The 20,126-nt window shown below is 54.2% G+C and carries 24 protein-coding genes; 11 read left to right on the top strand and 13 right to left on the bottom strand.

The window, feature by feature from the left end:
- Positions 1 to 13: 13 nt before the first annotated feature.
- Genes BD01_RS04905 through BD01_RS04895 form a run of 3 tightly spaced genes read right to left on the bottom strand, consistent with a single transcriptional unit; the run spans position 14 to position 2,479 of the window.
- Positions 14 to 1,027: a hypothetical protein gene (locus BD01_RS04905; protein ID WP_156927385.1), complete on the bottom strand. Its 1,014-nt coding sequence runs from the start codon at positions 1,025 to 1,027 to the stop codon at positions 14 to 16.
- A gap of 5 nt (positions 1,028 to 1,032) precedes the next feature.
- Positions 1,033 to 1,707, bottom strand: a complete 675-nt coding sequence (gene pxpB, locus BD01_RS04900) for a 5-oxoprolinase subunit PxpB (RefSeq protein WP_042690692.1) — start codon at positions 1,705 to 1,707, stop codon at positions 1,033 to 1,035.
- A 4-nt stretch (positions 1,708 to 1,711) separates the two neighbouring features.
- Entirely contained in the window at positions 1,712 to 2,479 is a 768-nt protein-coding gene (locus tag BD01_RS04895; protein WP_042690691.1) for a LamB/YcsF family protein, read from the bottom strand.
- Between the two features lie 58 nt (positions 2,480 to 2,537).
- Between BD01_RS04895 and BD01_RS04890 the strand changes: the two genes are divergently transcribed.
- The gene (locus tag BD01_RS04890; RefSeq protein WP_042690690.1) at positions 2,538 to 3,023 is read left to right on the top strand and encodes a type II toxin-antitoxin system VapC family toxin; all 486 of its coding nucleotides are present in this window, start codon (positions 2,538 to 2,540) and stop codon (positions 3,021 to 3,023) included.
- Here BD01_RS04890 and BD01_RS04885 read toward each other — a convergent pair.
- A complete protein-coding gene (locus BD01_RS04885) occupies positions 3,008 to 3,541 on the bottom strand; it encodes an adenylate kinase family protein (RefSeq protein ID WP_042690689.1) in 534 nt (177 codons plus the stop codon). The genes BD01_RS04890 and BD01_RS04885 overlap by 16 nt on opposite strands.
- A 57-nt stretch (positions 3,542 to 3,598) precedes the next feature.
- Here BD01_RS04885 and BD01_RS04880 point away from each other — a divergent pair, with 57 nt between their 5' ends.
- Positions 3,599 to 4,678, top strand: a complete 1,080-nt coding sequence (locus BD01_RS04880) for a DUF512 domain-containing protein (protein ID WP_042690688.1) — start codon at positions 3,599 to 3,601, stop codon at positions 4,676 to 4,678.
- Positions 4,679 to 4,823: 145 nt separating this feature from the next.
- Here the strand turns inward: BD01_RS04880 and BD01_RS04875 are convergent, their stop codons facing one another.
- Genes BD01_RS04875 through BD01_RS04860 form a run of 4 tightly spaced genes read right to left on the bottom strand, consistent with a single transcriptional unit; the run spans position 4,824 to position 6,674 of the window.
- On the bottom strand, positions 4,824 to 5,219 hold the full coding sequence (locus BD01_RS04875; protein ID WP_042690687.1) for a hypothetical protein: 396 nt from the start codon (positions 5,217 to 5,219) through the stop codon (positions 4,824 to 4,826).
- A complete protein-coding gene (locus BD01_RS04870) occupies positions 5,216 to 5,566 on the bottom strand; it encodes a hypothetical protein (RefSeq protein WP_042690686.1) in 351 nt (116 codons plus the stop codon). The genes BD01_RS04875 and BD01_RS04870 overlap by 4 nt, the downstream gene beginning before the upstream one ends.
- Entirely contained in the window at positions 5,563 to 6,399 is an 837-nt protein-coding gene (locus tag BD01_RS04865) for a DNA-3-methyladenine glycosylase family protein (RefSeq protein WP_042690685.1), read from the bottom strand. The genes BD01_RS04870 and BD01_RS04865 overlap by 4 nt, the downstream gene beginning before the upstream one ends.
- Positions 6,366 to 6,674, bottom strand: coding sequence for a hypothetical protein (locus tag BD01_RS04860; RefSeq protein ID WP_042690684.1), 309 nt, complete (start codon positions 6,672 to 6,674; stop codon positions 6,366 to 6,368). Before BD01_RS04860 ends, BD01_RS04865 begins: the two co-directional genes overlap by 34 nt.
- Before the next feature lie 88 nt (positions 6,675 to 6,762).
- Between BD01_RS04860 and BD01_RS04855 the strand changes: the two genes are divergently transcribed.
- The 6 genes from BD01_RS04855 (at position 6,763) to BD01_RS04830 (ending at position 12,034) form a co-directional block, all read left to right on the top strand.
- A complete protein-coding gene (locus BD01_RS04855; protein WP_042690683.1) occupies positions 6,763 to 8,103 on the top strand; it encodes an NfeD family protein in 1,341 nt (446 codons plus the stop codon).
- On the top strand, positions 8,103 to 8,912 hold the full coding sequence (locus BD01_RS04850; protein WP_042690681.1) for a slipin family protein: 810 nt from the start codon (positions 8,103 to 8,105) through the stop codon (positions 8,910 to 8,912). Before BD01_RS04855 ends, BD01_RS04850 begins: the two co-directional genes overlap by 1 nt.
- Before the next feature lie 132 nt (positions 8,913 to 9,044).
- On the top strand, positions 9,045 to 9,824 hold the full coding sequence (gene minD, locus BD01_RS04845; RefSeq protein WP_042690680.1) for a cell division ATPase MinD: 780 nt from the start codon (positions 9,045 to 9,047) through the stop codon (positions 9,822 to 9,824).
- Positions 9,824 to 10,072: a hypothetical protein gene (locus BD01_RS04840; RefSeq protein ID WP_206205054.1), complete on the top strand. Its 249-nt coding sequence runs from the start codon at positions 9,824 to 9,826 to the stop codon at positions 10,070 to 10,072. Before minD ends, BD01_RS04840 begins: the two co-directional genes overlap by 1 nt.
- A gap of 87 nt (positions 10,073 to 10,159) precedes the next feature.
- Entirely contained in the window at positions 10,160 to 10,408 is a 249-nt protein-coding gene (locus tag BD01_RS04835) for a hypothetical protein (protein WP_042690676.1), read from the top strand.
- A gap of 114 nt (positions 10,409 to 10,522) precedes the next feature.
- Positions 10,523 to 12,034, top strand: a complete 1,512-nt coding sequence (locus tag BD01_RS04830) for an AMP phosphorylase (protein ID WP_042690675.1) — start codon at positions 10,523 to 10,525, stop codon at positions 12,032 to 12,034.
- A gap of 5 nt (positions 12,035 to 12,039) precedes the next feature.
- Here the strand turns inward: BD01_RS04830 and BD01_RS04825 are convergent, their stop codons facing one another.
- Positions 12,040 to 12,552 (bottom strand): hypothetical protein, encoded by a 513-nt coding sequence (locus tag BD01_RS04825; protein ID WP_042690673.1) that lies wholly within the window; start codon positions 12,550 to 12,552, stop codon positions 12,040 to 12,042.
- 48 nt (positions 12,553 to 12,600) lie between these two features.
- Entirely contained in the window at positions 12,601 to 13,065 is a 465-nt protein-coding gene (moaC, locus tag BD01_RS04820; protein WP_245599273.1) for a cyclic pyranopterin monophosphate synthase MoaC, read from the bottom strand.
- 155 nt (positions 13,066 to 13,220) lie between these two features.
- Between moaC and BD01_RS04815 the strand changes: the two genes are divergently transcribed.
- Genes BD01_RS04815 through BD01_RS04805 form a run of 3 tightly spaced genes read left to right on the top strand, consistent with a single transcriptional unit; the run spans position 13,221 to position 17,168 of the window.
- Positions 13,221 to 14,144 carry an ABC transporter ATP-binding protein gene (locus BD01_RS04815; RefSeq protein WP_042690671.1) on the top strand — a complete coding sequence of 308 codons (924 nt, stop codon included), beginning with the start codon at positions 13,221 to 13,223 and terminating at the stop codon, positions 14,142 to 14,144.
- Between the two features lies 1 nt (position 14,145).
- Positions 14,146 to 16,242, top strand: coding sequence for a COG1470 family protein (locus tag BD01_RS04810; protein WP_042690670.1), 2,097 nt, complete (start codon positions 14,146 to 14,148; stop codon positions 16,240 to 16,242).
- The gene (locus BD01_RS04805) at positions 16,239 to 17,168 is read left to right on the top strand and encodes an ABC transporter permease (RefSeq protein WP_042690669.1); all 930 of its coding nucleotides are present in this window, start codon (positions 16,239 to 16,241) and stop codon (positions 17,166 to 17,168) included. The genes BD01_RS04810 and BD01_RS04805 overlap by 4 nt, the downstream gene beginning before the upstream one ends.
- A 75-nt stretch (positions 17,169 to 17,243) precedes the next feature.
- On the opposite strand, the gene BD01_RS04800 is transcribed toward BD01_RS04805, so the two are convergent.
- The 3 genes from BD01_RS04800 to BD01_RS04790 all read right to left on the bottom strand — a co-directional run bounded on the left by BD01_RS04800 (position 17,244) and on the right by BD01_RS04790 (position 20,117).
- Positions 17,244 to 18,575: an RtcB family protein gene (locus BD01_RS04800; protein ID WP_449449570.1), complete on the bottom strand. Its 1,332-nt coding sequence runs from the start codon at positions 18,573 to 18,575 to the stop codon at positions 17,244 to 17,246.
- Between the two features lie 169 nt (positions 18,576 to 18,744).
- Positions 18,745 to 19,185 carry a methyltransferase RsmF C-terminal domain-like protein gene (locus BD01_RS04795; protein ID WP_051482162.1) on the bottom strand — a complete coding sequence of 147 codons (441 nt, stop codon included), beginning with the start codon at positions 19,183 to 19,185 and terminating at the stop codon, positions 18,745 to 18,747.
- Positions 19,182 to 20,117, bottom strand: coding sequence for a tRNA (cytosine(49)-C(5))-methyltransferase (locus BD01_RS04790; RefSeq protein WP_042690667.1), 936 nt, complete (start codon positions 20,115 to 20,117; stop codon positions 19,182 to 19,184). The genes BD01_RS04795 and BD01_RS04790 overlap by 4 nt, the downstream gene beginning before the upstream one ends.
- Between the last annotated feature and the right edge of the window lie 9 nt (positions 20,118 to 20,126).

Genomic DNA, 20,126 nt, shown 5'->3' with positions numbered 1-20,126 from the left:
CATCTCTGACAGATTAAAGTTCAACTGAGGTAAATTTTTCAAAGAGGTCGTGATCTTGTTTTATGCGTCTGAATATCTCTAGTGATGCCTCTATTGCAATCATAGCCTCTTGTGAGGATATTTTATACATGATATTTGATTGGTGTGCCGGGATATGGCGATATTCCCACAACAATTCGAGTAAGTGGGGAATGCCTCTAAGGTACTTTAGATGGTTTATTGGAATGTTGTTTTTCTTAATCTCCGTTTTTATCCTTCTTAGTTTTCCGGTAGTGTTGTTCTCATTGAATTTTTTATTAGTTATCTCTTCAACAAATTCATACAAAATATTAATGGACCTTTCTACCCATTTAACCGTTTCTGCAAGACTTCTTTGGTAATCATTGTCATTTTTTGTTTTTATTTCAAAATATTCGAGTATCCCATCTCTAATTTTAGTATAAGCATATTCAATGAATGATGCTTCGGGTATATTCTTAAACACCTCTTCCAATTCTAATAAATAATATACTATCTCAAAATACCCAACTTTGGGCAAAATTTCAATTTTATCAAATTTCGGAATTTGTTTGTATTCTAATTCGTATTTAATTTCATCTTTAGTTTCATAACTCCTTACAAGCTGATACATAGAATCAATACCAATCAGGGAAGAGATAGCATATAATGCTGATGAATGTATCTTTGTGCCATTTGTCAAATCAACAAGAATGCTTTCTTTCTGATACAATTTAACTGCTGCCTCTATAACATTGACTATGCGCTCGTATGCAGAGCGCACGTCCTCTGGTAAAACAGTATGGGTTATCGTCACATGACTTCCTAATCTTTTATGTATTAGTTCGAACAAATTCGCCTTATAGCTATCTCTTGTGTCAATTAAAAACACATGCTCAATAGTAGGGTACTTCTGTTGAACGATATTTAACACACTGTCGACTGTTTCTCTGTTAATATTCCCTAGCATCACAAGGGCCTGATATGTGTTAGTAGTATTTTTCTTTTTATTTTCTTCCATATCTATCACGCTACTTACCTGCTGAAAACCTCAAATTTAAATTTTATGGTCTTTTCATCAATCGGCACGAACTTTACCCTGTCGCCGGGCTGAAGGAGCGTCGGCGGTTCCTTCGATGGGTTGAAGAGCCTCAGCGGGGTTCTGCCGATGAGCCTCCAGCCCCCGGGGCTTTCGAGGGGGTAGATGCCGGTCTGCTTTCCGGCTATTCCAACGGAGCCTGCTGGCACCTTCAGTCTGGGCTTCTCAAGGCGGGGCGTCGCTATGCGCTCGTCCATTCCACCCAGATAGGCGAAGCCGGGCAGGAAGCCGAGGAAGTAGACGCGGTAAACCGGTTTTGAATGGATTTCGATGACCTCTTCAGGAGTCAGGCCATTGTATTCCGCTACGAACTCCAAATCCGGGCCGTGCTCACCGCCGTAGAGAACCGGAATCTCAACGAGCCTTCCCTCGAACTTCTCGGCCGAGAACTCAAGCCCCTGGATTGCCCGCTTGACCCCTTCAAAGTCTATGAGCTTGGGGTCATAGATTACCTCGAGGGAAGAGTAGGCCGGAACGACTTCGACGAGCCACTCGAAGTTGGCTTTTTCTATCGCCCCAGCGAGGGCGTGAACGCGGTCGTTTGTCTCTTCGTCGATGACCTCTCCGAAGGAGACGAGTAACGCCGAGTCGCCGAGGGGTTTGAAGTTCATGGTCTCACCTGATGAACGCTTTCATCGGCACTACCTTAACCCCTTCCCGCTCAAGGACCTCCCGGATGTGCCTCGCTATCTCAACGGCCTTCGGGTTGTCGCCGTGGACGCAGATTGTATCGGCTTTAAGCTCAATCCACTCGCCGTTTATGGCCCTAACACCGCCGTCCTTGACCATCGAGATAACGCGCTCCGCTATCTCCTCCTTGTCGTGGATTACAGCGTTAGGCTTCGAGCGCGGGACGAGCGTTCCGTCGGGGTTATAGGCCCTGTCAGCGAAGACCTCGTGGGCAACCTTAACGCCCATCTCCTCGGCTATCTGGGCGGGCCTTGAACCGGAGAGGGTTACAAAAATTAGCTTTTTATCGAAGTCGGCCATCCCCTCTATAACTGCCCTTGCGAGGTCTTCCTCTTTAACGAGGGCGTTGTAAAGTGCCCCGTGCGGTTTGACGTGCTGGAGTTCGAGGCCTTCAGCTTTAGTGAACGCGTAGAGCGCTCCAATTTGGTAGAGAATGTAGTTCCTTGCCTCCTCGGGCGTGAGCTTCATGTACCTCCTCCCGAAGCCCATCAAATCCGGGTAGCCCGGGTGCGCGCCGACTGCAACCCCCTTCTCCTTCGCGAGCCTGACTGTCTTTCTCATTACCAGCGGGTCGCCGGCGTGCCAGCCGGTGGCGACGTTGGCGCTCGTGATGTAGTTCATGACTTCCTCGTCGAGGCCTAACTTGTATCGGCCAAAGCTCTCCCCGAGGTCGGAGTTCAAATCCACCCTCATGCTCCCACCAATGGCGTTTCGACGGAAGTCTAAAAAAGGCTTTCCCAGAGTTTGAACTATGCAGGTAATTGACGCCGCCATCTTCATCCAGGGGATAGACGTCGAGGGCTTCACGACGCCGAAGGTCGTTGAAGAGGTCAAGGACTCTGAGTCGAAGCTCTTCCTTGAGGGTCTGATAAGCGCGGGAAAGGTTAAGGTGCTCGTTCCCTCAAAGGAGAGCGTTGAAGCAGTTATGGAAGCCGCAAGAAGGACGGGTGAGCTCAACGAGCTCAGCGAGGCTGACGTTGAAGTTCTCGCCCTGGCGTACGAGCTTAAAGCCACTCTCCTCACCGACGACTATAACCTCCAGAACATAGCCAGAACCCTTGGGATTCCCTTCAAGACCCTAAAGCGCGGGATAAAGCGCGTAATCCGCTGGAACTACGTCTGCATTGGCTGTGGGAAGCGCTTTTCCGAGATGCCCCCTGGAGGAGTCTGCCCTGACTGTGGCAGTCCCGTTAAGCTCATACCGAGGAAAAAGAGGAGGCGTCAGAGGCGCAGGTAGGGAATCACCTCGTCGTAGACCTCGCTCCAGTCCACGATGCCGACCCTTCTCCTGACACCTTTCTCAATCAGCCCCAAAATCTCGTTCACAACCTCTTCCGGCGTCTTTCCGGTCGTGTCAACCTCTACGACGTTCTCGTTCTCCTCGAGCGCTTCCACTAGGATGACATCAACGAGCTCGGCTTCAACGTTCTCGCCAACTTTCTCCCTCGAATAACCCCTCTTGGTTAACCTCTCGCCGATTAGCTTTGGATGTGCCCTCAGCACAACCACGAGGTCTGCGTTGAGGAAGTGGCTGAGATGCCCGTCAACGACGACGTTCCTCCCCTTGAAGTCTCGCTCGAAGTTGTAGGCCAGCTCGTCCACCTCGACCTCGAGCTCATCTCCCTTCATCTCGCCGATGCCCTTTTCCATCGCGTAGTCCCTCAGGCTGACGTACTCGTAGCCGAGCTTTTGAGCCAAAAGCTTCGAAACCGTCGTCTTCCCGGCCCCGGGCGTTCCGGTTACCGCTATTATCATGCCACCACCCCTAAGCTTTCACCTTAAGCTTTTAAAAACCCAGCCCGAGTTTCGAGCATGTACGAGTTCACCGAGGACTTCAAGCTGAGGAGAATCACCAAGTACGAGCTCGATGGCGTCGATGAGCGGGACGATTTGGTAGTCATTCCTCCGTCGAGCAGGGCCGGCCCGTGCGGGAGCTACTGCCTCTTCTGCTACCTCCGGCAGAATCCACCCGAGATGATTTACCGCGTTTCCTTCCACGACACCCTGAACGACCCGGAGCTCGAGAGAAGGATTGCCTACGTGAGAGAGCACTATCCCGAGCTATGGATTCGAGTTACCGATACTGCCGGAAACGTCGGGCTGGACGAGAAGAGAATTGAGAGCCTCCAGAAAGCGGGCCTCGACGAGATGCAGATTTCCGTCCACACGACAAAGAAGGAAAAGAGGATTGCCCTCATGAGAAGCCCGCTCGCCGGTAAACTTATAGACCTCCTCCCCCTCGTGGCAGAGACTTTCAGGGTTATAGCGGACATAATCCTCACTCCGGGCTACAACGTTGACGACATCGGGGAGATAATAGAGGATTTGGCCTCGATGAGCGTTGCCGAGGTTAGGCTTTTCCCCGTTGGGGTGACGAGATACAACAGGGACGTTAGGCCCCTAACGAGGGACGAGCTAACCTTCGTCAAGGAGACGGCCCTCGAAGCTGGAAGGGAGACCGGGATAAAGGTCGTGATTCCGCCCATCTTTAAGGCCCTCCTCGGCGAGTTTCGGCTCGATGTGGGTCCCTTTGAAATCGAGCCCGGGATGCCGACCTACATACTGACCGGCGAGCTGGCCTATCCTGAGCTGAGGCGAATCTTCCCGAGGATTCCGGTTGTGGCGGTTAAAAACGAGTTCTTCGGCGGGAACATAGGAACTGCCGGCCTGCTCACGGGCAGGGACGTGCTCAGAACCGTTGAAAAGCTTCCGGAGGTTGACCTCGGCCTTGTCCTGCTCCCGGAGCTGATGTTCTACGGCGACAGAACACTGGACGGCTTCACGCGGGAGGAGCTCGTTTCGAGAATCCTCGTGGAGAAGGGCTACATCGTCGAGAGCGCCCTCGAGCCGGTTGAGATACCGCGCGTTCTTGAGAAGGTTGGGGCAATTTAGCGCCCCGGACCGGCTCGGCGCTCATAGGGTATATCATCGCCTTCGCTCATCCCGTCTTGGATTCCTCACGGCCGGCCCGGGACGGCGTCAGGGCCAGTCCTCGTCATCACAGCGTTCGGTGCAATTCGCTGTCATCATCCGCGCTTCAACCTTGAAGGTAGTAGGATATAAGCTTTCTCAGCTCAATGTTTCGGTTAAGTGGAAGCCTCAAGAAGCGCCTGAGCTGGTTGTTCTCCGCTATCAAACCAGAAAGCTCGATTGCGAGGATTTTGTTGTCCTCGCTAAGGCCGTAGGCTTTGTAACGGAGCGGAGCGTACTCCATTTCGAGCTTCCAGACTCTCTTTTCAAGCTCCTCAGCTTTCTTCTCGAGTTGCTCAAGCTCTCCCTTCGACTCCTTGAACTCTCCGATGAGTGCGATTTCAATAATCCTCTCTGGAGGGACGCCGTATCGCTCCGCGAGCTTCTCAATCTCGGCCGAGAGCTCGCCGAGCTCGACCTCAACCTTCCCGAAGCCCCTGTCTGGTTTGATTGTGAGCTTCATCTTAGTTCACGCTCCGTGAACGATTCGTTCACATTTCCTGAACTTCCCTTCTCATCCAGTCTTCTCCTGAGTTCCTCGTTCTCCTTTCTCAGCTTGTCCCGCTCCGCCATCATTAGCTCCTTGTCTCTCAGGGCCTTCTCGTAAAACTCCCTCAGCTCGTCGAGCTGGTTCTCCATTTCCCGGAGCTTCTCCTCGAGCTTCCCAATTTTCTCCCGAAGGAACTCCTCCCGCTCGGCCCCGAGGGTTTCCTCGACTTTAGGAAGGTTCTCCTCGATTAGGGCCTTAACGTCCCTTCCCTTCAGGGACTTGAACTTCTCGCGGGGCAGGATAATTACTACATCACTCATCTCTTCCTCCTCTCCATCTCGGTCTTCCTGTCGTAGCAGAGGATGTAAAAGGCCAGAAGCCCCTTCCACCTTCCGTAGGGTTCAATGATTTCCCTAACGTCCCTCTCCTTGACCTCCTTCGGCCTTTTGCCGAAAATCTTCGCTATTCCCCTCCTCAGGCCGAGGTCTCCAGCTGGATAGACGTTCTTCCTAAGGCCGTAAGCAAGGAACAGCTCCGCGCTCCACTTCCCTATTCCTCTGAACTTCGTGAGGTATTTGATGGCCTCTCCAACGTCCCGGTCCCAGAGTTCGAGATTCAGCTCGCCCTTTAAATAGAGCTCCGTGAGGGATTTTATGTAGCCCGCTCTATAGCCGAGTCTGGCCTCCTTTAGCTCTTCCTCGCTCAGCCCTGCAATCCGCTCGGCGGTGGGAAAGGCGTAGAGTTCTCCAACGGGCTCTCCGGCGAGTTTGACGAGGTTCCTAATCGTCCGCTGGGCAAATTCGTAGTTAACCTGCTGCTGGGCTATCACCTCGACGAGGGCCTGATAGGGGCTTGGGGATGCGGGAATAGTTAGGCCGTAGAACTCCTCGATGAGGAATGTGAAGGGCGAATCGCCTATCTCGGCGTAGAATGAGTCCAAATCCGTGTCGAGGCCAAGGATAAAGGTCAGTTTCTCCTTCGCTTCCCTCCTCTCGCTTCTCCCCCAGCCCTCGGGGAAGCGGAAGTCCCCGTCGTAGGCGACCACCCCGGTCTTCCCGTTGCTCAGCCTCAGGGCCTGGTAGAAAGTGCCGTCCCTGAAGGTCCAGGTGCCGTTGCGTATCATTTCCTTTGCGGTTTTTTCAACGCTAACCATCGGTCGAGCCTTACGGGGTTGCGCCTTATATCCCTTAGGGTTAGGACCCAGAGCCTCTTCCCGTCGGAGGAGCGCCTTATCTCGATTTCCCCGTTCTCCTCGAGGAAGAGCATTACCTCCTTGACTCTGTCGGGCTTGAGACCGAGCTCACGAACGGTTTCCCAGAAGGGCTCTCTGTGTGAGTACCTTGCGAGTTCCATTACAAGCTTTCTCGCAAGTTCCCTTTTCTTATCCCCCTTCGCGAGACGGTAACTCCTGTAGGTTTCGGCGAGCATGGTTCACCTTGGTGCCGGGCATATAAATGGCTTTCCTAACTCTCGCCCGCAGGCAAAAGTTTTAAACGTTTAAGTGGTATCTCCTCTGATGAGGGCCATGAAGCGCGCCTTGCTCGTAATGCTCTTCGTTTCGATGCTGCTGGTTCCATTTGTATCTGCTGACAAGAAGGTGGTCTACGTTGGTAAGATAGAGGGCACGATAACGCAGTACACCGCAGACCAGTTCGCGAGCTACATAAAGACCGCCGAGGAAAACAACGCAGAGGCGCTGATTATAGAGCTCAACACGCCAGGCGGCCAGGGCGACGCGATGATGCGCATCGTTTCTCTCATCCAGAACTCGACAGTTCCCGTGATAATCTACGTTTACCCGAGGGGAGCGATAGCGGCCTCCGCCGGGACGTACATCGCAATGAGCTCTCATCTGATAGCAATGGCTCCTGCAACCAGCATAGGAGCCTGCGAGCCGATACTCGGCTACGCTTCCAACGGGAGTATAATCCGCGCTCCCGACAAGATTAGGAATTTCTACACCGCCTACATGCGCTCCCTGGCTGAGGAGAGCGGTAGAAACGTCACCGCCGCGGAGAAGTTTGTGCTGGAAGACCTGAGCTTAACCCCTGAGGAGGCCCTGGAGGCCCATGTGATTGAGGTCATAGCAAACGATGTCCCCGACCTTCTCAGGAAGGCCAACGGCATGCGGACCAAGGTTCCGGTTGCTGGGAAAGGCTATGTCACGCTTAATTTCACGAACGTTGAAGTGAGAGAGCTTAATCCATCGCTTAGCTATCGCATAGTCACGTTCCTCGCGAATCCGGCTGTGTCGTACCTCCTCTTTGTGGTCGGAATGCTCGGCCTTGTCTTCGGCTTCCTGACGCCCGGCTGGCACGTTCCAGAAACGCTCGGCGCAATTCTGCTCGTTCTCGGCGTCATTGGAATGGGCTACTTTGGCTACAACGAAGCCGGTCTCGTGCTGGTAATCCTGGGCATGATTTTCTTCATCGCGGAAGCGCTGACACCGACGTTCGGACTCTTCACAGTTGCTGGTCTCGTTAGCTTCGTCCTCGGCGGTCTGATACTCTTTGGCAAAGGTGGTGGAGGTGTTTACCTCGTGAGCGCTTCAACCTTCGAGACCCTCAGGGTGGCAATAATCGTTACAGGAGTCCTGCTGGCGTTGTTCTTCCTCTTCGGAATGGCGGCGGTGGTTAGGGCTCATCGCAGAAAGCCCGAGACTGGCAGGGAAGAATTGATAGGGGAAGTTGGTAAGGTCATCGAAGACCTCAATCCAGAGGGCGTAATCAAAGTTCGCGGAGAGCTCTGGAAGGCCGTATCAAAGGATGGTTCAACGATTAAAGTTGGAGAACGGGTTAGGGTTCTTGAGGTTCGGGGTTTGACTCTCATAGTTGAAAAGGTTAGGGGTGATAGCTGATGGCGATTGGGACCATCGTTTTGGGAATCGTTTTGCTTTTTGTTTTGATTATACTGGCAAGTGCCATAAAAATCGTCAAGGAGTACGAGAGGGCCGTCATATTCCGTCTCGGTAGGGTCGTTGGTGCCAGAGGACCCGGACTGTTCTTCATAATCCCGATTTTCGAAAAGGCAGTCATAGTTGACCTCCGTACGAGGGTTCTCGACGTTCCGGTTCAGGAGACCATAACCAAGGACAACGTTCCGGTCAGGGTCAATGCGGTCGTCTACTTCCGCGTCGTTGACCCGATTAAGGCAGTCACCCAGGTCAGCAACTACATAATGGCCACCAGCCAGATTGCTCAGACGACGCTGAGGAGCGTCATTGGACAGGCTCACCTCGACGAACTGCTGAGCGAGAGGGAGAAGCTCAACCTCCAGCTCCAGAAGATTATCGACGAGGCAACCGACCCATGGGGCATCAAGGTGACCACCGTCGAGATAAAGGACGTTGAGCTCCCGAGCGGAATGCAGAGGGCAATGGCCAAGCAGGCCGAGGCCGAGAGGGAGAGGAGGGCAAGGATTCTCCTTGCCGAGGCCGAGAGGCAGGCCGCGGAGAAGCTCCGCGAGGCGGCTGAGATTATCAGCGAGCACCCGATGGCCCTTCAGCTCAGGACGCTCCAGACGATAAGCGACGTTGCCAGCGACAAGAGCAACGTCATAGTTCTACCGCTCCCGATGGAGATGCTGAAGCTGTTCCAGGCAGTTGGCGATGCCGCGAGGGCATACACCGCTAAGACGAAGGAAGAGAAGGAAGAGAAAGCCGAATGAACATTTCTGGCGATTACTTCTTTTTATTTCCACCGCAAAAGCTAAAAGCACTTCTCCATAAGCGATAATCGCAGTGCACCATAGGCCTTAAATTAGTACATGCCTATCATGATTTTACCGGAGGTGTCGGCTTTGGAAGGGCGTTCAATAGTTTTTGCATCCGGAAAGGGTGGAACCGGTAAAACTACAACCGTGGCAAACCTGGGTGTTGCTTTAGCCCAGTTCGGCAAGGAAGTGATTCTCCTCGACGCTGACCTGACCATGGCAAACCTCAGCCTCGTCCTTGGAATGGAGGACATACCAATCACGCTCCACGACGTTCTCGCGAGGGAGGCTGACCTTAAGGACGCAATCTACGAGGGACCGGCCGGAGTCAAGGTAATCCCCGGTGGACTCAGCCTTGAAAAGGTCAAGAAGGCCAAGCCAGAGAGGCTCAGGGAGCTCATGAGGGAAATCGGTCAGATGGCAGACTTCGTCCTCATTGACGCGCCAGCGGGACTTGAGATGACCTCTGTTACCGCGCTCCTCATCGGTAAGGAGCTCATCATAGTTACCAACCCGGAAATCTCCGCCATAACTGACTCGCTCAAGACCAAGCTCATTGCCGAGAAGCTTGGAACCCTTCCGCTCGGCGTCGTTCTCAACAGGGTCACCAACGAGAAGACCGAACTCAGCAAGGAGGAAATAGAGGCCATCCTCGAGGTTCCGGTTCTTGCGATGATTCCTGAGGACCCGGAGGTAAAGCGCGCCTCCGCCTACGGTATCCCGCTCGTCATCAAGAACCCCACCAGTCCTGCTGCCATAGCCATCAAACAGCTCGCGGCCAAGCTTGCCGGAATCAAGTGGCAGCCGCCCGAGCCCGAGAGCCCGATTAAGAGGGTCTTCAAAGCCATATTCGGAGGGAAGAAGTGATGGCGGAGGTCATCCTCTACGGGCTGGTCATAATCCTCTTTATCCTCGTCATAATACTGGCAATCCTCTACGTCTCAGCGAAGAACAACCCGTACTACGTCGTTTACGACGAGGAGACCAAGACTGCTCTCAAGAGGCGTGTTATGAGCCTCAAAGAGGAACTCGAAGGCGAGCTGGAGCAGTTTGACGTTGACGACTGGGAGAGGACCCTCGAAGAGTCAATAGACGAGGAAGTCAGGAACCTCTGAGCTTCTTTTACCCTCTGTTATTAAACTTTTCTGGGCCGTTAAATTTTAAAACCTCCGTTGTGCTTCCTATTCTGGAGGTGGGGGGCGATGAGGACCAAGTTAGGGTATGAAGACAAACTCGTGGAGATAGCCGAAAACGAGGTTGTGGTCTTCGATGGAAAGCTCTACACCGCCCCCCTTGAGGAGGTCATTAAACACTACCTGTCCGGTTCAGGAGTTCTGCCCCCTGCCATCAGGGATGTGACCAACGACGTCATCAGACTGCTTCTGAGAACCGGTGAGCTCGAGACGATTATCCAGTCAAAGGTTCAGTACGGGGAGAGCCTTTCGGATTGATTCTACAAGTCTCTGACTATTGGGATTTTTCACGTCACAACCTTTTGGCGCGCTCTTCTCGAAAACATTTAAGTAAGCTTTGACAGAGAAGATAAATTCACAGGGGGTGAAAGAATGAGGGCAAAGGTCAGGATTCTCGACTTCTACAGCGGCCGGTACTCGGTTCTCATAAACGAGGAGGACGCCAAGGAGGCCAAGCTCCACCCGGATGACCTCGTGAAGCTCGAAGCCGGGAAGAAGACGGTCTATGGAAGCGTCGTCATAAGCAACCTCGTGGAGCGGGGAGAAGTTGGAGTTAGCAGGGACGTCCTTGAGCTCCACAGCTTCTCCGAGGGCGAGACCGTCGCGGTTATTCCCGCGGGAACCCCGGAGAGCGTCCGCTACATAAAGAAGAAGATGAACGGCTCGAAGCTCAGGAAGGTCGAGATTGAGGCAATAATACGGGACATCGTCGACAGGAAGCTCAGGGACATCGAGATAAGCGCGTTCGTTACATCGCTTGAGATAAACGGCCTCGACATGGACGAGATTGCGGCTTTAACGATAGCAATGGCCGAAACCGGCGACATGCTCGACATCGACAGGAAGCCGATAATGGACGTCCACAGCATCGGTGGCGTTCCTGGTAACAAGACCAACATACTTGTCGTTCCGATTGTAGCCGCCGCCGGTTTAACAATCCCGAAGACCAGCTCGAGGGCAATAACCAGCGCCGCTGGAACGGCCGACGTCGTCGAGGTCTTTGCCGACGTTAGTTTCTCCCTCGACGAAATCAAGAGGATAGTTGAGAAGGTCGGCGCGTGCCTCGTCTGGGGAGGGGCTTTAAACCTCGCTCCCGCCGACGACATCACAATCAAGGCCGAGCGCGCCCTCAGCATCGACCCGACCGGGCTCATGCTCGCGAGCATAATGTCCAAGAAGTACGCCATGGGAAGCCAGTACGTCCTCATAGATATTCCAACCGGAAAGGGCGTCAAGGTCGAGACAGTCGAGCAGGCGAGGGCCCTCGCGAGGGACTTCATAGAGCTCGGCAAGAGGCTCGGCCAGTATGTTGAGGTTGCCATAACCTACGGTGGCCAGCCGATAGGACACACCGTCGGCCCGGCGCTCGAAGCCAGGGAAGCCCTCTCGGCTCTGATGACCGGCAAGGGGCCGGGAAGCCTCATAGAGAAGGCCACCGGACTTGCCGGAATCCTGCTCGAGATGGGTGGAGTTGCTCCGGCTGGAATGGGCAAGAAGATGGCGAGGGAAATCCTTGAAAGCGGAAAGGCGTGGGAGAAGATGAAAGAAATCATCGAGGCCCAGGGAGGAGACCCCAACATCAAGCCAGAGGAGATTCCGATAGGTGACAAGACCTACACCTTCACCGCCCCAACGAGCGGCTACGTCACCGCGATAGACAACAGGGCGATAACTGCCATCGCGAGGGCCGCTGGAGCTCCTGAGGACAAGGGAGCCGGCTTGGAGCTCTACGTCAAGGTCGGTGAGAAGGTCAAAGAAGGAGACCCACTCTTCACGATTCACGCCGAGCACGAGGCGAGGCTCGACCAGGCGATAGTTCTCGCGAGAAGGACAGAGCCGATAAGAATAGAGGGAATGGTCCTCCAGCGAATCGGAAACATCTGAGCCTTTCATTCTTTCAGCTTTTCAAGTTCTTTTCTGAACTCCTCCCTGCTCATGCAGGGCTGGTTCCTCTTCAGCCTGACCGCGGCAATCTTGTAGTTGCCCTTTCCGACGAACCTGCAGACCTTTTCCGGCTCGTCCACCAGCTTGGCAACCGCGTAGGTGATTCCGTCCCTCTCAACGTAGTCTATAACCGTGTCCTGGAAGCCGGTGAAGATTACGACGCACTTCCTGTTCGGGTCGAAGGGCTTCAAATCCTCGTCTATAGGTGGCAGTCTCTTGACGACGCACTCGTTTGGGAAATCGTGGGCCTTTACGCGCCTTATCAGTTCGGGCATCTCCCCGGTTTCTTCGAAGCGTTCGAGTTCCTCCCTCGAAATCTCGATGGGCTTCATTGAGTAGCAGAGAAACTCCTCGTCGTGAAACATCATGTAGGTTCCGTCCTTCAGGAACATGAAGGCTATCCTCTCCCTCGGAAGGTCGAAGACGTAGCCTGACTTGCTCTTTTTGACCTCGTACATTTTCCTCACCGGGGGTACTCGACAGGTGCCATTTATAACCCTTACTGGTCATTTCTGTTTAACCTTCTCCACAACGTGTATTCCCTCGATTCTGGTCACCGGGTACTGGCCGTTCTCGTCCTTCTCGACGGCCTTCACCATGTCCCATATCGTGAGTAACGCGACGGTCACACCGGTTAAGGCCTCCATCTCGACGCCGGTCTTGTAATAGGCGCGAACCTCGCAGGTGGCCTCGATGTAATCTTCTCCGAACTCGAAGGTTATGTCAACGCCGGTCAGAGGTATCGGGTGGCAGAGGGGAATTAACTCGGGCGTCTTCTTAACCGCTAAAATCCCGGCAATCTGGGCCGTCGCTATCACGTTGCCCTTCTTGGTCTTTCCCGCCTTAATGAGCTCTATCGTCTCGGGCCTGAGCTTAATCCTGCCCTTCGCAACGGCTTTTCGAAAAACGACGTCCTTGTGGCCGACCTCAACCATCTTGACGCCCTTTTCATCGACGTGCGTCAGCTCCATAAGACCACCACCCTTCATTCGAGGTAGAATATAAAAAGCGTGCCCCTGATGTGAACTTCCGGCTGCGGTCAATGTGTGTTTGGGCGGGCCCAACAAAATTCTTAAAAATCTTGTCTCGATTTTGAATTGGGGAGAACCTACCCCGAGGTGTTGCCATGCCAACCACAGCCATAATGGTGGATAGCTTAATTAAAAGCTATGGTAACTTTCGGGCCGTTGACGGTGTCTCGTTCGAAGTCAAGGAGGGGGAAGTCTTTGGGTTTCTCGGGCCAAACGGTGCCGGAAAGACAACAACAATACTGAGTATACTGGGCATAGTCGTTCCAGACTCCGGCAGAATTGAGGTTTTGGGTTATGATATGGCCGTTGAACCCCTCAAGGCCAAAGAAAAGCTCGGCTATCTTCCTGAGAGTGCGACGATTTATGGCGAGCTGACGGCGTGGAAGAACCTTGAGTTCTTCGCCAGCTTTTACAAAATCCCCCACCTGGAAATGGAGAGAAGAATCACCGAGCTCCTCAAGCGCGTTGGCCTTTGGGAGGCTCGCCACAGGAAGGCCAAAACTTTCTCGAAGGGAATGCGCCAGAGGCTCCTCTTGGCCCAGGCCCTGGTAAACGACCCCGAGCTCTTGATATTTGACGAGCCGACGAGCGGCCTCGACCCCGAGGGAGCAATTCTCGTAAAGGAGATAATCCGAGAATACCGGCGCGAGGGAAAGACGGTTTTCTTCTCAAGTCACGTTCTCAGTGAGGTTGAGGAACTCAGCGACAGGGTCGGCATAATAGTTAGGGGCAAGCTCAGGGCCGTTGGGAAGCTTGATGAAGTTAAAAGGAAGTTCATGGAGATGGAGGGCTACGTAATAAAGGTAGAAACCGACGGCCCGATTCCCGAGCTCAAACTCCCGGGGGTTGTTTCCATCGAGCGTCCCTCCGAAAACAGCGCCGTGGTTGTTGCAAGAAGCGACATAAGAGCGGAACTTTCGCGGTATCTGTGCTCGAAGGGGCTCGCGGTGGTTTCGCTGACGATGGAGGAGCCCAGCCTTGAGGACGTCTTCCTGAAGACCGTTTACGGGGGTGAATAAGTTGAAAAGGTTTGCCGTCCTTTTGATTGTGTTGCTGTCCTCTCTTGCCCTGGCAAATCCGTACGTTACCGTTTATCAGGGCAGAATTTCCATCGGTGAAAAGCTCGCCGTCGGCAACTACACAGTCTTTCCAACTCTCGCGTCCAACGGAAGCCCGTACGTTATGGTACTTAGGGGAGAGGAAGTTGTTGCGCTCGCACCTGCCACATTTGGCAGAACGATATCCCTTAAAGGGCTCGAAGTCACCGTTGGTAGTTACTTTGACAACTCCGTGTTTCTGATAGTTTCTGCCGAGGGGAGAAAAGTCCTAACCGTGCCTGCCAAGGTTGGAACTGAGTTTTCGCTCTCTGGGAGGGTATTCTCGATACTGAACGTCACCAATGAATATCTCGTTCTGTCCTGCGGCGATGTGTTTCGTGTTCCTGCCAATGGAACGGCCCAGTTCGACGGACTGCTCTTCCTCTACGCCAACTCAAGTCTCGAGGTTTACGCCGGGCCCGAGGTCAGGATTCCCGAGACAGAGGACTACTCGGTTTTCGTTCCTTATGACTCAATAACTGTTAGCGGCCCCGTTGATGTCCCAATCACGATTACAAGCCGCTCGAGGAATACCCTTAGGGTGCCCCTTAGAATCGTTTCAACGCCGGCCGGCTGGGATGCCAGCTTCCGTGAGAGCGGTCTCATCGTTGGCTCGGTGATTCTTCCCCCCGAGGGTTCCACCACTGTTGTTCTCCACGTTGAGCCGTCTGGAAGCGGTAGCGTGGTTTTTGAAGTCGGCGACGAGACTTTTGTTTTGAACGTGCAGAGCCTCGGTGTCTCCATGAACTTTCCGTATTCGGGAATCGAAGTTGCAGCTGGTACAAACGTAACAGTGCCCCTGACGTTTACGGGCTATGGCGGCGTTAACCTTTCCGTGAGCGCTCCTCCAGGATGGGATGCCTACGTGGTTTCCGGTAACTACCGGATAACGTCCTTTAATGTTGAGGGCAACCTGGGGACTACCCTGGTCATTTCAGTTCCCAGAAACGCCACCCTCGGCGACCACCGGGTTGAGGTCATCGTCAATGGAAAGCCGTACGACCTGACCGTAACCGTTTACAAAACATACCTCGGAATGCCCGGAACACTAACAGTCAGGCTGGTTGATGATGCAGGCTCTCCCGTGGATGGCTGGATTTGGGTTGATGGGAAGAACGTTTCCGGGCCGTTGGCGGAGTTCCGGCTAAAGCCCGGAGTGCATGAGGTCAGGGCAGGGGGCAATGCTTTCAACGCGATTTTGAGAAACGTGACAGTCCTAGACGGTGAAACAAAAACCATAACACTTCGGCTTGAGAGAAAGCCCTACTACTTTGAAGTGACCCTCGGTAGGAGTTCCCTCACGGTTTCCTCTGACCAGCCGGGAGTAATCCCCCTCACCATAAAGAACCTAGGCTCCAAGAAGGACACATACCGCGTTTCCCTTTCGGGTCTGCCCCAGGGATGGGACTACTCCCTGAGCCTCGATTCGGCTGGCCAGGACACCGTTAAAGAAATTTCCCTGGCACCGGGAGAATCAAAAACGGTTTACCTCATACTCTACCCGTATTTCTCCACGGGTCATGGTTCTCTTCGGCTAACGCTTACCGTTTCGGGTTATTCAATGGAGCGCGAGTACCCAATTGACGTGGCAGTGTCCAGCAACGCCCAGCTCGACGTCATCCCCGACAGGGATACCTTGGTTCTCAGACCCGGAGGTAGTGGCTCAATAAGGCTTAACCTTGATGTCTCCGGCGTTTTGACCAACGTGAAAATCACCGTCAGAGGACCGAGCGGCTGGAAGCTCGACGTTAGTCCCGACCACTTTTCAAGGCTCGGAAGTTCTGGGAGCGTCATGATATCAACTTCAATACCAGTGTACGTCACCGTTTCAGTACCCTCCTCGGCGCCCGCCGGCACTTACACACTCGTAGTGGAGATAACCAGCGACCAGCTCAGGTCGAAGTCGATGCTCACCGTTCGCGTTGAGAGGGGCTCTGGAAGCACGTATCTCGGCGTCCTTGTGCTCGTCGTGGTCTTTGGGGCGGTCATTCTGATGATGAGGAGGGTTGGGAGAAGATGAACCCCTCATGGAACGTGGCCAAAAAGGAGCTCTACATTGCCGTTAGAACCAAGAGGTTCCTGATAGTGATGGCCATTTATTTTCTTCTCTTCGGTTTCATCGTCTATTCAACAAAGTCGGAGCTCATGGACATGGGTTCGGCGAGAGTTGGTTCAGTGGGACTGTGGGACATGTGGGCCGTCAGAGGAGACGTCTATTATACCCCATTTACGCTTATGTTTCTCCTGAACATGAGCCTCCTCACAATCATAGGGGCGGTTCTCGGCGTCTCCCTCGGGGCGGACGCGATAAACAGGGAAGTCGAGGAGGGAACCGCCAAGGTGCTCTTCGGACATCCCATATACAGGGACGAGGTTATAAACGGCAAGTTCTTGGGCTTTGCGGTCCTCGTGCTGTCTACGAGTTTCCTGACTTTCCTCCTCACAGTCGGCTTAATACTTCTCTTGGGATTGCCCCTAACGATGGATTCATTCATCAGAGGGCTCATGGGGATGCTTGTAACTGCACTTTACACCCTTGTTTACCTTTCCTTTGGCCTGTTCCTGTCAACGCTCTTCAAGAAACCGGAGAACTCCCTTATAGTGGGCCTTCTCCTGGCGATATTCGTTCCGATATTTTACAACCTCATTGCGGGGGCTATTGTAGATAAGATAGTCGGCCCCGAGCCCTACTGGGACTCACCGGCTTACAACGCGTGGGAGGAGAGCAGAAACGCGTGGATTCTGCGGTTCAACCTGCTCAATCCGACGCACCACTACGTTCAGCTTATAGTTTACATCTTCGGGGGCGACGAGTTTACAAACTACTACACTCCGCTCAGAGATGCCCTCTCATACGGCTTCAACAACCTTGCACTCCTGCTGGTAATGCTTCTCCTACCCTTCGCGTTCTCCTACGTGAGGTTCCTGACGAGGGACCTCAACTGATACATTTTTTGGAGCGTGACATGCTATAGGGAAACAGAAGGGAAAAGTGCAAGATTGAAGGGAAAACACACGTAGTCAGCCCTTCGCGACGCCCATCGGACGCATCCTCGCGACGAGCTTTGCTATGCCAGCCTGGTGGACGACGTTGACGACGTTATCGACACTCTTGTAGGCACCCGGTGCCTCCTCCGCGACGACCCTTAACGAAGCCGCGCGGACGTAGATACCCCTTTGGAGGAGCTCGTTCCTGAGCCTGTCACCGCGGTACTGCCTCGTTGCGGCCTTCCTGCTGAGCAGTCTTCCGGCGCCGTGGCAGGAGCTTCCGAAGGTCTCTCTCATCGAGCCTTCTGCACCTGCCAAGACGTAGCTCGCGGTTCCCATCGAGCCCGGAATAAGGACGGGCTGGCCGACGTCGCGATAGGCCTTCGGCACGTCCGGGTGGCCTGCTGGGAAGGCCCTCGTCGCTCCCTTCCTGTGAACGACGACCTTAACCTTCCTCCCGTCGACCTCGTGCTCCTCCACCTTGGCTATGTTGTGTGCCACATCGTAAACGATGTGCATCTCCATGTCCTCCGCTTTCCTCTTGAAGACCTCCTCAAAGCTCTCCCTGACCCAGTGGGTTATCATCTGCCTGTTGGCCCAGGCGAAGTTCGCGGCAGCTTTCATCGCGCTGAAGTACCTCTGACCTTCTTCGCTCTGGAAGGGAACGCTCACCAGCTCACGGTCGGGCCAGGGGATTCCGTACTTCCTGTTGGCCTTCTCCATTATCCTGAGGTAGTCGCTCGCCACCTGGTGGCCGAGACCGCGCGAACCGGTGTGGACCATCACGACGACCTGCCCCTCGAAGAGGCCGTACGCTTTAGCTATCTCCTCGTCGTAGATTTTGTCAACGACCTGAACCTCAAGGAAGTGGTTTCCGGAGCCGAGGGAGCCGAGCTGAGGAGCACCCCTCTGCTTCGCCCTCTGGCTTACCGCACTTGGGTCTGCTCCGTCCATTCTTCCGCCTTCTTCAAGGTGCTCCAGGTCCTCCTTCCAGCCGTAGCCGTTGTCGACGGCCCACTTGGCACCGTCCGCTAAGACATCATCGAGCTGGGTCCAGTGGAGTCTAACCCTTCCCTTGCTTCCAAGTCCGCTCGGAACGTTCTTGAAGAGCGTGTCAACGAGCTCCTTGATGCGTGGTCTTACCTCCTTCTCGGTGAGGTTGGTTCTGATGAGCCTGACGCCACAGTTGATGTCGTATCCGACGCCTCCGGGGCTTATTACGCCCTCCTTCACGTCGAACGCCGCGACGCCTCCAATCGGGAAGCCGTAGCCCTGATGCCCATCGGGCATCACTATGGAGTACTTGTAGATGCCGGGTAGCATGGCAACGTTGGCGGCCTGCTCCAGCGTCCTGTCCTGCCGCATCTTCTCGATGAGCTGGTCGTCAGCGTAAACCCTGCCCGGAACGCGCATTCTCTTGTCGAACTTCGGAATCTCCCAGCGGATTTTGTCAATCCTCTTCAGCGGAACCATCCTCTCACCCCCTCCTTAGGTGGGCCTAAGATTTATTTTAAGCTTTCGAGGAACGGAAATGTTACTCAATCCTTAACCTCCTCTCCTTCGGGACGTAGTTGAGCAACCTCCCGTTCTTGGCCTTGGCCGAACCGAGGTAGTAGGAGCGCCATTTGAGGAGCACCCAGCCGTCCGGCGCGTCAACTTCCACGCTCTCCCCGGCCAAATAGCGCCTCGCCCGCTCGTCGTCCAGCTCGACGACGTTCTTCGTCGCCTTCGGTCCGACGAGGAAGGCACCCTCAATCGTCAGCCTTATCCCGTCGCTCTCTATCCTGCCGAAGTAGATTCCCCTCCTGCCGGTGTCGCTTATCTTCAACTGACAAGGCTTGTAGGCGTAGACCTTGCTGTGGTTGCCCCGGATTTCGTAGATTAGCTCTGGAGCATAACCGTAGTTCTCGATAAGGAGCCTTTTAACGAGCTCGGCATCGCCGGTTTTCCCAATCTCGTCCCTCGGGTTGCTCATTCCCCATCACCCGGCTTGACTATCTTCGCTATGAAGAAGGCCTCGGTGTCGTTGTCGTTCGGGTGTATGCGCAGGGCCTTTTTCAGCTCGTCCGAGTAGGTCTTCCCCTCCCACTCGAGGACGGGCTCGCTCGTCTTCACGGGCAGGTCTATCTTTTCAAGCCTCGCGTCGGTCTTCCTCAGGAGGTAGTCAACGACCTCCTCGTTCTCCAGCGGGTCTATGGTACAGGTCGAATATACCATGACCCCTCCGGGCTTCAGCGCCTTGTAACCGGCCAAGATAAGCCTCTTCTGAATGTTCATGTACTTGACGACGGCCTTCTCACGCCACTCCCTCAGGAAGCGCCAGCTCTTTCGTATCATTCCGACAGAGGAGCACGGTGCATCTAATAGAACCCTGTCGAAGGTATTCTCGAAGCGCGCGAATTTGGCCCCGTCCCTCGTCGTCACCCTCGCTATCAGAACCCCCATTCTGTTGAGGTTCGCTATCAGAACGTTGGCCCTGTCCCTGTTGGGGTCGTTGGCTATTATGCACCCCTCGTTCTCCATGTACTGGGCTATCTGGCCGGTCTTCGAGCCCGGCGCGGCGGCCATGTCGAGGACGAGCTCCCCCGGCCTCGGCTCGAGAACCACCGGCGGAATCATCGAGCTGGCTTCCTGGCCGAAGATTAAGCCCAAGCCGTGCTCCGGAACCTTCGCGAGGTTGTCAACGTTGATGAAGAACCCCTCCCTGACCCAGGGAATCGGCTCGAGCTCAAACTCCTCTTCGAGTCTCCCAACAACAACCTCCAGCGGTGCCTTGAGCGTGTTCACCCTGATGCTCTGCCTGAGGGGTTTAACTATGAACTCCCAGAACTCGTCCGAATCGTCGAGCTTTGAGTAGCGCTCGTAAAATGGGGGATTGGTTTCCTTAATAACGTCCCTCGCGCTCATCTGACCACC

The sequence above is a fragment of the Thermococcus nautili genome, assembly GCF_000585495.1.
GTDB classification, from domain to species: domain Archaea; phylum Methanobacteriota_B; class Thermococci; order Thermococcales; family Thermococcaceae; genus Thermococcus; species Thermococcus nautili.
This window is presented reverse-complemented; position numbering and strand designations above follow the sequence as displayed.